A 14775-nucleotide genomic window follows, 5' to 3' on the forward strand; every position below is an offset into this window, starting at 1 on the left:
TCATAGGGGCTTTTTTTATTCCCCGGCACCTCTCCAGGTGCGATTGACAAGCTGGTCGACCTCTCTTAAAACCTTCTTATCCACAATTAATGTAGGATTATTGATGTTGCTACCTTATTTTTGCCCGAGGCTTAGAAATTATGATCCATCTCCTCCAGATTAATCCATCCACAGCTGAAGCCGGCTCCTATCTGCCGGTTGCTATTCAGTTAATATTCGCCGTTGGCCTGGTTTCCGTACTTATGGTTGCCACACACCTGCTTGGACCAAAGCGAAAAACAAGTGACAAACTTCAAAACTTTGCCAGTGGTATTGAGTCGCACGGTGATGCGCGGCAGCCTATGGCTATCAAATACTTTCTCACTGCTATTTTATTTGTTCTTTTTGATGTAGAAGTGATCTTCTTCTACCCTTATGCCGTGAACTTCAAAGAATTAGGTTGGAGCGGCTTCTGGGCAGTACTGATGTTTGTAGGGTTCTTCCTCTGCGGTTTCACTTATATTATCAAAAAAGGTGCTTTGAAGTGGGAAGATTAACCGGGCATCCGGCAAACTGGTTTGCCCGGACAGCCATGAGGGCAGGATTGTTGTACCTGTTATAGTGTTAACTCGCGGTTTATGTAGTTCCTGAGATTGCCAGTCTTCTGCATGATTCATGATCAACATACTTCGCGCATTGCTTAATTGCGTAATTCGCTGATCCGCAGAATGATCAATTCGCGGAATTCGCGTTTTTAATTTGTGTAACTATGTCACGTCCAGTATCATATAACGTAAACGAAAAGAAGCTTGTAAGCGATATCAGCATGGCTGAAATGCCTGCAGGCCACCAGGGTGAAGGTTTTTTCGCCACTTCTTTAAATAGTGTGATCGGTCTTGCCCGTAAAAATTCAATCTGGCCGTTGCCTTTTGCAACTTCGTGCTGCGGCATTGAGTTCATGGCAACCATGGCTGCTCACTATGATCTTGCGCGCTTCGGTAGCGAACGTGTAGGATTCTCACCCCGTCAGTGCGACCTGTTGATGGTGATGGGGACGATCGCAAAGAAAATGGGCCCCGTGGTAAAACAGGTTTATCTCCAGATGGCGGAGCCCCGTTGGGTGATCGCTGTAGGAGCCTGCGCGTCAAGCGGCGGAGTATTTGATACGTACAGCGTATTGCAGGGAATCGACCAGGTTGTGCCTGTGGACGTTTACGTGCCCGGATGTCCTCCACGCCCGGAAGCGATCATCGACGGCGTTATGCGTATCCAGGACCTCGTAGGAAAAGAAAGCCTGAGAAGAAGAAACAGTGATCAGTATAAAGCCTTACTCGAAAGTTACGGTATTCAATAGCATCGAAAGGTCAAAAGTGTTATGCTTTTGGCTTTAATTTTTTTGACTTTATGGCATTGACCAACGAACATATCAAACAACGGTTAATAGAGAAATTCGACACAGAAGTCAGCGGATTTGAAGAAACTTACGGCATGCTCACCTTTGAAGCGCCGAAAGATCTCAACCTGAAAGTGCTTCAATTCCTCTATGATGATTCAGAATTGAAATTCCGTTTCATGACCGATCTCTGCGCTGTTCATTATCCTGATCAGCCCGGCCGTGAACTGGCGGTAGTGTATCACCTGCATAACCTGGTAGATAACATACGCCTCCGCTTCAAGGTATTTACGCCTGTTGCAAAGCCGGATGTCTACACGGCAACAGCATTATTTTCTGCAGCTAACTGGATGGAAAGGGAAACATATGATTTCTACGGGGTCAACTTCGTAGGTCACCCTAACCTGAAACGCATCCTGAACGTAGATGAAATGGAATATTTCCCGATGCGGAAAGAGTTTCCGCTTGAAGACCAGACAAGGGTTGATAAAGACGATGAAATGTTCGGCCGTGGCGGATCAATGGGATTTGGTACAGAGAAGACAGAACAAGGAACGATCATCGAATCAGATAAGGACAACGTAGGAGAAGAAATCATATAAAGTAAAAATTAAAAAGTAAAAAATAGAGACATCTGATCTGGCAACGGTTATTGTATCGGGTTTTTAAATTTTTACTTTTGACTTTTTAATTTGCGCAGCACATGTCAGAACAACATATAAAATTACCGGAAGGAAGCATTGAGAAAACTACCACCACGCTGAACCTGGGGCCAACGCACCCGGCAACGCATGGTGTGATGCAGAATATACTTGAGCTCGACGGCGAACGTATTGTGTCTACCGAACAGACCATCGGCTATATCCACCGGGCATTTGAAAAGATTGCTGAACGCAGAAACCTTTACCAGATCACTCCATTGACAGACAGGTTGAACTATTGTTCATCACCTATCAACAATATGGGATGGCATCTTACCTGCGAGAAGCTGCTTGGAGTAAAAACTCCTAAGCGTGTCGATTATCTCCGCGTGATCATCATGGAGCTGGCCAGGATCTCTGATCACCTGATCTGTAACTCAATCGTTGGCGTGGATAGCGGAGCATTCACTGGCTTCCTTTATGTAATGCAATACCGAGAACTGATCTACGAGATCTACGAAGAGATCTGCGGTTCAAGGTTGACTACAAATATTGGCCGTATCGGTGGTTTCGAAAGGAACTTCAACGATATCGCTTTTACCAAGATCCAGAAGTTCCTGGACGAATATCCAAGAGTATTGACTGAATTTGAGAACCTGTTCAACCGTAACAGGATCTTTATGGAACGTACCATTGGTGCCGGTGCGATCAGTGCAGAACGTGCATTGAATTATGGATTCACCGGTCCAAATCTGCGCGCAGCAGGTGTTGACTACGATGTACGTATCCACAGCCCATACAGCAGCTACGAAGATTTTCAATTCGATATTCCTGTTGGTACAACAGGTGATTGTTATGATCGCTTCCTTGTACGTAACCAGGAGATGTGGCAGTCTATGAGCATCATCAAACAGGCGATGCAAAAATTACAGGATTTCAAAGGCGCTGAAGCAGACGTATATCACGCAGATGTTCCGGAGTATTATCTTCCTGAAAAGAAAGATGTATATACAAAAATGGAAGCGCTGATCTGGCATTTCAAGATCATTATGGGTGAGATCAACATGCCGGCAGGTGAAGTATACAATGCTGTCGAGGGAGGAAATGGTGAATTAGGTTTTTATTTTGTCAGTGACGGCGGAAGAACGCCTTACCGTCTTCATTTCCGCAGGCCTTGCTTTATCTATTACCAGGCTTTCGAAGAACTGACAAAAGGTGCTATGCTTAGCGATGCGATCATTGTGATGAGTAGTTTAAACCTGATCGCAGGAGAAATGGACGCGTAAAAAAGTAAAAAGTCAAAAGTAACCCCGCTTTTGACTTGAATGTGCTGACAATTGTTAAGCGGGGTGCTTTTTAATTTTTACTTTGTTTATGATACAGTTTTCAGATAATAAACTAAAAGAAGTAGAAAAGATCGTCGCACGGTATCCGGAAGGAAGACAAAAGAGTGCGCTGATACCTGTACTTCATTTGGCACAACAGGAGTTCGGTGGGTGGCTGGATGTTCCCGTAATGGATTATGTGGCTTCGATCCTGAAACTCTCCCCGATCGAGGTGTATGAAGTAGCTACATTCTATAGCATGTTCAACCTGAAACCGGTCGGCCGCTACATGTTTGAAGTCTGCCAGACAGGTCCATGTATGGTTCGCGGCGCTGATGATATCGTGTCTTATATCGGTCAGAAACTGGGTATCAAACCTGGTCAGACTACTGAAGACGGTATGTTCACATTAAAAGCTGTAGAATGTCTTGGCGCATGCGGTTATGCTCCGATGATGCAGATGGGTAAACATTACAAAGAACATTTGACACCGCAACGTGTGGATGAGATCATTGAAGAGTGCCGGAAATCAGCAGCGACAAATAATTAAAAAGTAAAAATTAAAAAGTAAAAAGTAAAAAACTTCAAGTAGTGATTACTTTATTGCTTTTGAAAAACATAAATCAAATAAAGGGAAGTACCAGTTAAAAAAGAAAATGCGGATAGCAGGGCTTTTTTAATTTTTACTTTTGACTTTTGAATTTTTTCAGATGGGAAGAAAATTATTACTGGAAAAAGCACACGTAGAGAACATCAGGTATTTTGATGTATACCGTCGTGAAGGTGGCTATCGCTCAGTGGAAAAAGCATTGAAGTCGATGGCTCCTGATGCCGTTACTGAAGAAGTGAAGAAGGCAGGCCTCCGTGGCCGGGGTGGTGCGGGTTTCCCTGCAGGCATGAAGTGGAGCTTCCTGGCAAAGCCAGAAGGAGTTCCCCGTCACCTGGTGGTGAATGCAGATGAATCAGAGCCAGGCACATTCAAAGACCGTTACCTGATGGAGTTCCTTCCGCATATCCTGATCGAAGGAATGATCGTTGCTTCCTTTGCATTAGGCAGCAATAACTCCTATATCTATATCCGCGGGGAATACTGGTGGATAGTCGATATCCTTGAACAGGCTATCGAAGAGGCACGCAGCAATGGATTCCTGGGTAAGAATATACTGGGAACCGGTTTTGATTGTGAGATCTATGTACATCGTGGTGCCGGTGCCTATATCTGTGGTGAAGAGACAGCGTTGATCGAATCCCTGGAAGGTAAAAGAGGTAACCCGCGTATCAAGCCTCCGTTCCCTGCGATCAAAGGTGTATGGGATCGTCCAACGGTAGTGAATAACGTTGAAACCATTTGTGCGGTTGTTCCTATCATCAATGAAGGTGGTGATGAATATGCGAAGATCGGTGTGGGTAAGTCAACCGGTACGAAGCTGATCTCTGCCTGCGGCAATATAAACAAGCCGGGTGTATACGAGATCGATATGACCATCAGTGTGGAAGAGTTCATTTACAGCGATGAATATTGTGGCGGTATTCCAAATGGAAAAAGATTGAAAGCCTGTATCCCGGGTGGTTCATCTGTTCCTATTCTTCCTGCCAACCTCCTGCTGAAAACAGCAAAAGGCGAAACACGTATGATGAACTATGAAAGCCTGAGTGATGGCGGTTTTGCGACCGGTACCATGATGGGGTCTGGTGGTTTCATCGTACTCGACGAAGATCAGTGCGTAGTTAAGAATACATATACACTTGCGCGTTTCTACCGTCATGAAAGCTGCGGACAATGTTCGCCATGCCGTGAAGGAACAGGGTGGATGGAGAAATTATTGCTGCGTTTGGAGAAAGGCCAGGGCAAGATGAGTGATATCGATCTGCTTTGGGATATCCAGCGCAAGATCGAAGGAAATACAATTTGTCCTTTAGGTGATGCAGCTGCATGGCCGGTGGCGGCAGCGATCCGTCACTTCAGGGATGAGTTTGAATGGCACGTGTTGAATCCGGATGAAGCAGTGAAGCGGAATTACGGGCTTGCGCATTATGCGGATCCGCTGGAGATAGCGGCCACTGTGTGAGTTAAAAATTAAAAAGTAAAAATTAAAAATATGGCAGACGTGAAGAGTGAACAGGAGGCAGAGAATAAAAAACCGTATAAAATAAGTCATCGTTGTTTTTACTTTTCAAAAGAAGTTATACTGTTTGTAAAGTCTTGCAGATATAACCATGTATATAGTTCTTTATTTGATTAGCTGATCAGGAGTGCCACTTCAATAGGAGCTAACGTTATTGAAGGTAAAGCAGGAACTTCCCGGAAAGATTGGAGAAACTTTTTCTCGATAGCATTGAAATCAGCTAATGAAACGATTTATTGGTTATGTCTGATAAGGGATACAATAGATCTGATCGATAAAGAAGTGATTGAATCGCTTATCAAAGAAGCGGATGAAATATCAAAAATCATTGCCCGGATCATTATTAGTTCGCGGCTCTAAGATTTTTTAATTTTTAATTTTGACTTTTGAATTAACATAATGGCTGACGAACAACAATTATTCAAGGTTACGATAGACAACATCACTGTTGAAGTGGAGCCGGGAACGACCATCCTCATGGCGGCCCGCAAGATCGGTGGTGATGTCACGCCTCCTGCTATGTGCTTCTATAGCAAATTGCAGGGAAGTGGCGGTAAATGCCGTACCTGCCTTGTAGAGGTGAGCAAAGGTTCAGAGAAAGATCCACGCCCGATGCCTAAGCTTGTCGCAAGCTGCCGCACTACGGTGATGGACGGAATGGAAGTGAAGAATATCACCAGTGCAAAAGTTCCTGAAGCGCGCGCAGGTGTGGTTGAATTTCTCCTCCTGAACCATCCATTGGACTGCCCGATCTGTGACCAGGCTGGTGAATGTCACCTCCAGGATCTCGGATATGAGCACGGAAAGGAAGGTACACGCTACGAATTCTCCCGCCGCACATTTGAGAAAGAAGATATCGGACCATACATCCAGCTGCATATGACACGATGCATCCTTTGCTATCGTTGTACATACGTGGCAGCACAGCTGACTGATAACCGCGTGCATGGTGTCCTGGATCGTGGTGATCACGCAGAGATCTCTACCTATATATCAAAAGCGATCTCCAACGACTTCAGCGGAAACATGATCGATGTTTGCCCTGTAGGCGCATTGACTGATAAAACCTTCCGCTTCAAGAACAGGGTCTGGTTTACCAAACCGGTTTCAGCACATCGTAACTGCGATAAATGCTGTGGTAAAGTGACCATTTGGAACCGTGGCGATGAAGTGTTGCGCGTAACAGCAAGAAAAGACGAATGGGGTGAAGTGGAAAGCTATGATGGCAAACCAGGATGGATCTGCAATACCTGCCGCTTCGATAAAAAGAAGATGAGCGACTGGACGATCGAAGGCCCGGCAAACATCAACCGTCATTCTGTTATCTCAACAAATCATTACGTAGGCGCACAAAAACCTGCTGAGTTCCTGCCAGAGCTGATGGGGGGACGTAATCCGAAAATGTTGATGGATATTCATGATGTAAGTGATGTGAATGACCCGAAAGTAGACCTGAGCTTATTGCCTGGTCCGGCAACTGGTGCAACTTTTACTAAAACAAAAGAACAATAAGCAGACATGGAGTTATTCTATTTGATTCTTGAAAAGTTACTACTCGTCGGCTTGATCGTTTCACTCTCGATGGTGGTGGCCATGTACGCAACCTGGGGCGAGCGCAAGGTGGCCGCATGGCTGCAGGATCGTATTGGTCCGAACCGTGCAGGACCTTTTGGATTGTTCCAACCTCTTGCCGATGGCGGTAAGTTGTTCTTTAAGGAAGAGATCATCCCATTGGTTTCTTCTAAATTCCTGTTCATTCTCGGGCCTGCGCTGGCAATGATCACCGCACTTCTTACAAGCGCGGTTATTCCCTGGAGTACGCCGCTGCATTTGTTTGATCGCAATATCGATCTGCAGGTAGCAGATGTGAATATTGGGATCCTGTTTGTATTCGGTGTCGTGAGTCTGGGTGTATATGGTATCATGATCGGTGGCTGGGCTTCAAATAATAAATTCTCTCTGCTCGCAGCTATCCGGGGTGCTTCTCAAATGGTATCTTATGAACTGCCGATGGGCCTTGCCCTGATTGCCGTATTGATGCTGGTGGGAGATCTCCGCATGAGTTCCATTGTGGCTAACCAGTTGGAGAATGGCTGGCATATCATCTATCAGCCACTGGGATTCCTGATCTTTTTTATCTGTGCACTGGCTGAATGTAACCGTACACCATTCGATCTGCCTGAAGCGGAAAACGAATTGAACTTCGGTTACCACCAGGAATATTCATCCATGAAGTTAGGCTTCTACCTGTTCGCTGAATACATCAACATGTTCATCAGCGGCGTCGTAATGGCATCCCTGTACTTTGGTGGGTATGATATTCCATTTGTTAATGAAGCAAGCTGGGGACTGAACCAGAACCTGCTTGCTATTATAGGATTCGTCGTATTGCTGTCAAAAGCGTTCTTCTTTGTATTCGTGTTCATGTGGATACGATGGACGATCCCGAGGTTCCGTTATGACCAGCTGATGAAACTGGGCTGGACAAGATTGATCCCATTGGCATTGCTGAATATGATTTTGACTGCGGCAATTGTACTCTGGCTGAAAAAATAATTAAAAATTAAAAAGTAAAAGTTCAAAAAATAGAGACTTAAGATAGTAGAGACCTGCACGGTTCAAGCTTTTTTAATTTTTAATTTTGACTTTTTACTTAGCTATACTTAGCAATTATATTTGCAACATGACGCAACTGACACAAAGAGCTAAACAGGTAGATCGTAAACCGATGACATTGCTGGAAAGGATATACCTCTGGAATATCCTGAAGGGAATGATGATCACGATCAGTCACCTGTTCAAACGTAAAGCAACGATCAAGTATCCTGAGGAGAAAAGAACATTCTCCAAGGTGTTTCGTGGTGTTCAGATCCTGAACCGCGATGAAGAAGGACGTGAGAAATGCACTGCATGCGGACTTTGCGCTGTTGCGTGCCCGGCTGAAGCCATAACCATGGAAGCAGCAGAGCGGCAGGCGGGAGAGGAGCATCTGTACAAAGAAGAAAAATATGCGGCAAAGTATGAGATCAACATGCTGCGTTGCATCTTCTGCGGCTATTGTGAAGAAGCCTGCCCGAAAGACGCCATTTATCTGTCACAAACATTTGCGCCTTCAAACTACGGACGCGAGGGTTTTATCTATAAAAAAGAAGACCTGTTGATCCCACACCCGATAGAAAACCCGGAAGCTTATAAGAAAGCACTGGGCGAAAAAGGCGGCAACGCATAAGACGCATCTGTTAAACGGATTAAATAAACGAATGGCTTAAGCATACAGCTCAGCCAACAGCTTAGAGAAGATGATTACACAAATACTATTTTGGATTTTATCAGTAATGGCATTGTTCGGGGCAATGATGGTGATCACCAGCAAGAACCCCGTGTACAGCGTATTATGGCTGATCCTTACATTTTTCTCCATATCAGGCCATTACATTTTGCTGAATGCACAATTCCTCGCTATCGTAAACATCATTGTTTACGCTGGTGCTATCATGGTACTGTTCCTCTTCGTGATCATGCTCATGAACCTTAATCATACTGCCGAGCCAAAAAAGAACCGATGGGTCAAACTGGCCGGCGTTGTGGCGGGAGGATGTTTGTTACTGGTGCTCGTCGCGGCATTAAAAGATACCGAGATCAAGCAACAGACAGCAGAAGTAGCAACCGGAGGTATAGGCCTTATCAAAAATCTTGGAAAAGAATTATTCAGCACTTATGTAGTGCCATTTGAAATAAGCAGCATTTTATTCCTGAGCGCAATGGTTGGAGCTGTTCTAATTGGAAAGAAAGATTAAAAAAGTGGCTAATTAAAAAGTAAGAATTCAAAAGTAGAAAATGGGGTCTTCAAATTGAAACTGACTTACGCGAGACGAGATTTTTTTACTTTCTTCTGTCGGCCGATAACAAATTATAAGAAAAGATGCCAATTAATTATTACATAATCTTATCGATAGCATTATTCTGCATTGGTATAGTGGGAGTACTGACACGCCGCAATGCGATCATTATCTTCATGTGCATCGAATTAATGCTGAATGCAGTGAATCTTCTTTTGGTGGCATTTTCCAAAATGCATCACCTGGCAGGTAAAGCTGTGCTGGAAACTGCGGGTACAGATGGGCAGCTGTTTGTATTCTTCATCATGGTCGTAGCCGCAGCTGAAGTAAGCGTTGGCCTGGCGATCATTGTGATGATGTACAGGAATATCCATTCTGTGGATGTAAACTTCCTGAACAGGTTGAAACACTAGATCATAACGTTGAAAAGCGGATATGGTTCAATGAATAAATGAAATCCCGGTGAAAGCCGGGGACTAATACTTCCGGATCAAGGCCGGATAAAATCCGGGATGAGATCCGGGATAAATGGGTTTTATGAACAACGTTTTACATTTGGCTTACTTAGTGCCACTGTTTCCCTTGCTGGGATTTCTGATCAATGGACTCGGACGGAAATCCATGTCGAAATCATTGATCGGTATCGTTGGTAGTGGGGCCATACTCGCATCGTTTATTGTGAGTGTCTGGATCTTCATGCAGGTAAAAGGCGGAAACACGTTCACTGCTGAGTACTTCAATTTCATCTCAGCCGATAAACTCACGATCCCGTTCGCATTCAAGATCGATCAGCTTTCCTCTCTATTCCTGTTGATCATTACCGGCGTTGGTTTTCTCATACATGTATACTCAACGTCTTACATGCATGAAGAAAAACGCGAACACTTTGGAAGATATTTTGCCTATCTGAATCTCTTCGTATTCTCTATGTTGCTGCTCGTGATGGGTGGTAACTACGTGATCATGTTCATCGGTTGGGAAGGCGTGGGTCTTTGTTCTTATCTGCTGATCGGTTTCTGGTTCAAAAAACCAGAGTACAATAAAGCAGCGAACAAGGCCTTTATCATGAACCGTATTGGTGACCTTGCATTCCTGATCGCTGTATTCTGGCTGATCTGGAAGACAGGTTCTGTTTCTTATGATACCATTCTTCCTGCAGTAAAAGAGGGAACATCCGGGTTGAATAACACCGATATCCTGGTGATCACATTGTTGCTCTTTGTGGGTGCCACCGGTAAAAGTGCCCAGATCCCGTTATATACATGGTTGCCGGACGCGATGGCGGGTCCTACACCTGTCTCTGCCCTGATCCACGCTGCAACGATGGTTACCGCAGGTATCTATATGATCGTGCGAAGCAATGTTCTTTATTCGCTTTCGCCGGTTACTTTGAATGTCATTGCGATCGTCGGTCTCGCGACAGCATTGCTTGCTGCAACGATCGCGCTGAAGCAGAACGATATCAAAAAGGTTTTGGCCTATTCAACTGTATCCCAACTTGGTTATATGTTCCTGGCTCTGGGAACCGGTTCTTATATCGCTGCTGTATTCCATGTAATGACGCACGCGTTCTTCAAAGCGCTGTTGTTCCTTGGAAGTGGTAGTGTGATCCACGCAATGGGTGGCGAACAGGATATCCGTAAAATGGGTGGCCTGGCGAAATACATGAAGATCACGAACATCACGTTCCTGATCGGATGTCTCGCCATTGCAGGTATTCCCGGCCTGTCTGGTTTCTTCTCCAAAGATGAGATCCTGGCTGGTGCGTTCATGAAGTCACCGATCCTGTACGGCATTGGTTTATTTACCGCATTGCTGACAGCATTCTATATGTTCCGTCTTTATGCTACCACCTTCAAAGGCAGCTTCAGGGGAACACATGAGCAGGAGCATCATCTGCATGAAAGTCCCGCAGCGATCACTTTTCCGCTGATCGTTCTGGCTATACTTTCTATCGTTGGCGGTTATGTTGGCGTACCTGAATTTATCATGCATGGAGCGCATTCGCTCAATGATTTCCTTGCTCCGGTCATTGTTTCGGTTGATCATGGTGCAGCGCATGCGGCAGGACACCTATCTCATTCTGAAGAATGGATGCTTACCGGTATCTCTACCGCACTGATCGTTATTGTGGTGGTATTCGCCTGGACCAGGTTCAGCAAAAAGCCTGATACAGCCGAACCAACCGGGTTTGGAAAAATTCTCGCTAACAAATGGTATGTGGATGAGTTCTATGACGCGGCAGTAGTAAGGCCGTTGAATAAGCTTGGAGACTTCCTCGATAATATGCTCGAGAAACCTGTGATCGATGGATTGGTGAACGGTGTTGGTAAGCTTGTGAACTACAGCAGCCGTCAGCTGCGCTTATTGCAGAGCGGTCAGGTTGGCAGCTATGTGTTGCTGATGGTGATCAGCATGCTGTTGATCTTCGCATTGCAATTCTTCCTGAGGAAGTAAGCATCGAAATAATAAATGACGCAGGGTATTCCCTGGCTGTTGATATAACTAATTTTTAAAACAGAACCCCGTCGTAAACGGGGTGACAGGAATTATGATTGCAGTTTTATTGATATTGATTCCGCTGTTAACGGGCCTGGCGGCTTTCTTTTTCAGGAATGAAAAGGCAGCCCGTTCATGGGCACTGTTCTCATCGGTGTTAACGCTGGCGGTTTCGATCCTGGGATTGACCGTTCTCAAGCAGGCAAAATATCTTTCCCATCAGTGTGAGTGGATGCAGGGTTTAGGTAGTAGCTTTTCAGTTGGTCTGGATGGGATGGGGCAGATCCTTTGTTTGCTGACAGCTGTTTCCTATCCGATCATCTTTTTATCTACCTGGCACTCTAACTACAAAAAGGCAAACAACTTCTTTGCCTTGATGTTGCTTGCTCAGGCGGGATTAATGGGTGTATTCCTCGCGATGGATGCGCTGTTGTTCTACTTCTTCTGGGAGCTTGCGCTGATCCCTGTCTATTTCCTTTGCTCTCAGTGGGGTGGTGAAAGAAGGATCCAGGTCACCTTCAAATTCTTTATTTATACGTTCGTAGGTTCTGTATTGATGCTGATCGGGATCCTGTTTGTTTACACACATACGGCTGATCATTCTTTTGCGATCGGGTCTTTTTATAAAGCCAATCTGCCCCTCGGTTCACAACACTGGTTGTTCTGGCTGTTCTTTGTAGCCTTCGCGATCAAGATGCCGATCTTCCCGCTGCATACATGGCAACCGGACGCTTATGAGCAGTCACCGACCGCAACCACAATGGTGCTGAGCGGTATCATGGTTAAAATGGGAGTACTTGGTTTGCTGCGCTGGTTATTGCCTGTACTGCCTATTGCTTCCTACTCTTATGGAGATACGGTTTCCAGACTGGCGATCATCGGTATGATCTATGCTTCGATCATTGCTATACGGCAGGATGATATCAAGCGACTGATCGCTTACTCATCTATCGCGCATATCGGCCTGATGTGCCTGACGATCTTCTCAGAAAATAAGATCGGTTTTCAGGGTGTTATGGTGCAGATGTTCAACCACGGGGTGAACATTATAGGGCTCTGGATAATGGTTGAGCTCATCGAACGCCAGTTCGGAACACGCAAGATGTCTGAGCTGGGTGGTCTGGCCCAGAAAGCTCCTGCAATGGTCATCTTCTTTGTGATCATTTCACTGGCAAACATTGCGCTTCCACTCACGAATGCATTCGTTGGTGAATTCCTGATGTTCACAGGTGTATTTACATCAACTGTAACAAAGTATAATATCCTGTTCACTGTACTCGCTGGTTTGTGTATCATTCTTGCAGCGGTTTATACATTGAACATGATCCGCAAGATATTTTTCGGAGAGGCAAATACATTAACGGCAACGGCAACAGATCTTCGTCTGAATGAAAAAATTGCACTGGGTGCGATTGTGGCGCTGATCATCTGGATGGGTGTATATCCGAAGCCAATGCTTGACCTCACCAACGAGATAAGCGATTCGATTTTAAAAATTACAGACGTACAACATCTGTTAAAGAAGTAAGAGAAAGGTATGAACGCATTAATATTATCGGCAGTTTTAGGGGTGATCATGATGTTCAGCGGGATCCTGCTGAAACAGAAAAGCGCTGTTCGCGGCGTAGCTATTACCGGCCTTGCTGCCTTGCTCCTTGTTAACATTCTTGAATTGCGCGGCATCCATTTCTTTAAGATCGATGTTGCGGGCATGATGTATTTTGACAGGTTTGCCCTGTTATTTATTTCGATCGCGCTGTTTGCCACCCTGGTCTATTTCATCCTGTCTGCAAAAGATATGGAGAAAGTAGGGGCAGACTATGCCGAATATTTTGCACTGATATTTTTTATCATTTGCGGAATCATCCTGGTTGCTTCCTTCAAATCGTTGCTGATCCTGTTCCTTGGTATCGAGATCATTTCTATTCCATTGTATATACTTACCGGCGCGGATAAACGGAACCTTAAGGGAAATGAAGGATCATTGAAATACTTTTTAATGGGTGCCTTCTCTACCGGCCTGATGCTGATGGGTATCGCCCTGATATACGGTGCCGCGGGTACGTTTGATGTAGAGAAAATGAAGTTTGCGATTGAAACGCCGGCTGTACTTCCCGTAACAGGTATGCTGCTGCTGCTGTTCTCTATGTCATTCAAAGTTTCCGCAGCTCCTTTTCATTTCTGGACGCCTGATGTTTATGATGGAGCCCCGACTGTATTTACGTCTTTCATGGCAACAGTGGTGAAGGCAGCTGTATTCATTGGTTTCATCCGTTTGTTTGATGAAACGTTTGGAACATTCCAGGTAAAATGGCAGATGTGGCTTGCGGTGATAGCGGCCGTGACCTTGTTCATTGGCAATATCACCGCAGTATTCCAGCAAAGCGTCAAGCGTATGCTCGCTTACTCGAGTATTGCCCAGGCTGGCTTTATGCTGCTTGCCGTGTATGCCATGAATACTTCCGCGAAAGAAGGGATCCTGCTGTATGCTGCAGCTTACAGCCTTGCTACGATCGGGATCTTCTCTGTACTGAATAAACTGAATGATTATACATTCGAAGGCTTTAACGGGCTGGCAAAACAGCAGCCGGTGGTCGCCGGTGCATTGACGATCTTTCTGCTCTCCCTTGCGGGTATCCCGTTAACCGCAGGATTTCTTGCCAAGTTCTTTATGCTGAAATCTGTGATCGATACAGGTACAGGTCTTTGGCTGGTGATCTTTGCTGTACTGATGGCGGCAGTAAGCGTTTATTATTATTTCCGGGTGATACAGGCCATGTACTTTAAAGAGGGCAAGGCGGATATTACGGTAACCGGACGTTTCAAATGGGCTCTTGTGACGATCGCTGCGCTGATCATCATCCTGGGCACCTTCCCCAACATACTCATCAACTGGCTTTATTTTTAAGCCGGCACTGCATATTACCGCATAGTCAAAAAGAGGCCCTCAGGGCCTCTTTTTGCATTTTAGCC

General features: G+C 45.2%; 15 protein-coding genes. All 15 read left to right on the forward strand.

What is annotated here, in order from left to right:
- Nucleotides 1-140: 140 nt before the first annotated feature.
- The 15 genes from LZZ85_RS18860 (at nucleotide 141) to LZZ85_RS18925 (ending at nucleotide 14710) form a co-directional block, all read left to right on the forward strand.
- A complete protein-coding gene (locus LZZ85_RS18860; protein ID WP_237874906.1) occupies nucleotides 141-536 on the forward strand; it encodes an NADH-quinone oxidoreductase subunit A in 396 nt (131 codons plus the stop codon).
- Between the two features lie 212 nt (nucleotides 537-748).
- Entirely contained in the window at nucleotides 749-1333 is a 585-nt protein-coding gene (locus tag LZZ85_RS18865) for an NADH-quinone oxidoreductase subunit B (RefSeq protein WP_284698430.1), read from the forward strand.
- 50 nt (nucleotides 1334-1383) lie between these two features.
- On the forward strand, nucleotides 1384-1974 hold the full coding sequence (locus LZZ85_RS18870; RefSeq protein ID WP_237874907.1) for an NADH-quinone oxidoreductase subunit C: 591 nt from the start codon (nucleotides 1384-1386) through the stop codon (nucleotides 1972-1974).
- A 101-nt stretch (nucleotides 1975-2075) separates the two neighbouring features.
- Nucleotides 2076-3299, forward strand: a complete 1224-nt coding sequence (locus tag LZZ85_RS18875; protein ID WP_237874908.1) for an NADH-quinone oxidoreductase subunit D — start codon at nucleotides 2076-2078, stop codon at nucleotides 3297-3299.
- An 88-nt stretch (nucleotides 3300-3387) separates the two neighbouring features.
- Nucleotides 3388-3888: an NADH-quinone oxidoreductase subunit NuoE family protein gene (locus tag LZZ85_RS18880; protein ID WP_237874909.1), complete on the forward strand. Its 501-nt coding sequence runs from the start codon at nucleotides 3388-3390 to the stop codon at nucleotides 3886-3888.
- Nucleotides 3889-4048: 160 nt separating this feature from the next.
- A complete protein-coding gene (gene nuoF / locus LZZ85_RS18885) occupies nucleotides 4049-5407 on the forward strand; it encodes an NADH-quinone oxidoreductase subunit NuoF (RefSeq protein WP_237874910.1) in 1359 nt (452 codons plus the stop codon).
- Between the two features lie 177 nt (nucleotides 5408-5584).
- Nucleotides 5585-5824: a four helix bundle protein gene (locus LZZ85_RS28860; protein ID WP_432422775.1), complete on the forward strand. Its 240-nt coding sequence runs from the start codon at nucleotides 5585-5587 to the stop codon at nucleotides 5822-5824.
- Between the two features lie 39 nt (nucleotides 5825-5863).
- Nucleotides 5864-6976, forward strand: a complete 1113-nt coding sequence (locus LZZ85_RS18890; protein ID WP_237874911.1) for an NADH-quinone oxidoreductase subunit G — start codon at nucleotides 5864-5866, stop codon at nucleotides 6974-6976.
- 6 nt (nucleotides 6977-6982) lie between these two features.
- Nucleotides 6983-8020: an NADH-quinone oxidoreductase subunit NuoH gene (nuoH, locus tag LZZ85_RS18895; protein ID WP_237874912.1), complete on the forward strand. Its 1038-nt coding sequence runs from the start codon at nucleotides 6983-6985 to the stop codon at nucleotides 8018-8020.
- A gap of 127 nt (nucleotides 8021-8147) precedes the next feature.
- Entirely contained in the window at nucleotides 8148-8693 is a 546-nt protein-coding gene (gene nuoI, locus LZZ85_RS18900; protein ID WP_237874913.1) for an NADH-quinone oxidoreductase subunit NuoI, read from the forward strand.
- Between the two features lie 70 nt (nucleotides 8694-8763).
- Nucleotides 8764-9261, forward strand: a complete 498-nt coding sequence (locus LZZ85_RS18905; protein ID WP_237874914.1) for an NADH-quinone oxidoreductase subunit J family protein — start codon at nucleotides 8764-8766, stop codon at nucleotides 9259-9261.
- 125 nt (nucleotides 9262-9386) lie between these two features.
- Nucleotides 9387-9716, forward strand: a complete 330-nt coding sequence (gene nuoK, locus LZZ85_RS18910; RefSeq protein ID WP_237874915.1) for an NADH-quinone oxidoreductase subunit NuoK — start codon at nucleotides 9387-9389, stop codon at nucleotides 9714-9716.
- A gap of 124 nt (nucleotides 9717-9840) precedes the next feature.
- Nucleotides 9841-11760 (forward strand): NADH-quinone oxidoreductase subunit L, encoded by a 1920-nt coding sequence (nuoL, locus tag LZZ85_RS18915; protein WP_237874916.1) that lies wholly within the window; start codon nucleotides 9841-9843, stop codon nucleotides 11758-11760.
- 94 nt (nucleotides 11761-11854) lie between these two features.
- Nucleotides 11855-13330, forward strand: a complete 1476-nt coding sequence (locus tag LZZ85_RS18920) for a complex I subunit 4 family protein (RefSeq protein ID WP_237874917.1) — start codon at nucleotides 11855-11857, stop codon at nucleotides 13328-13330.
- Nucleotides 13331-13339: 9 nt separating this feature from the next.
- A complete protein-coding gene (locus LZZ85_RS18925; RefSeq protein ID WP_237874918.1) occupies nucleotides 13340-14710 on the forward strand; it encodes an NADH-quinone oxidoreductase subunit N in 1371 nt (456 codons plus the stop codon).
- The last annotated feature ends 65 nt before the right edge of the window (nucleotides 14711-14775 follow it).

It is taken from the genome of Terrimonas ginsenosidimutans (genome assembly GCF_022012415.1).
Lineage (GTDB): Bacteria > Bacteroidota > Bacteroidia > Chitinophagales > Chitinophagaceae > Terrimonas_A > Terrimonas_A ginsenosidimutans.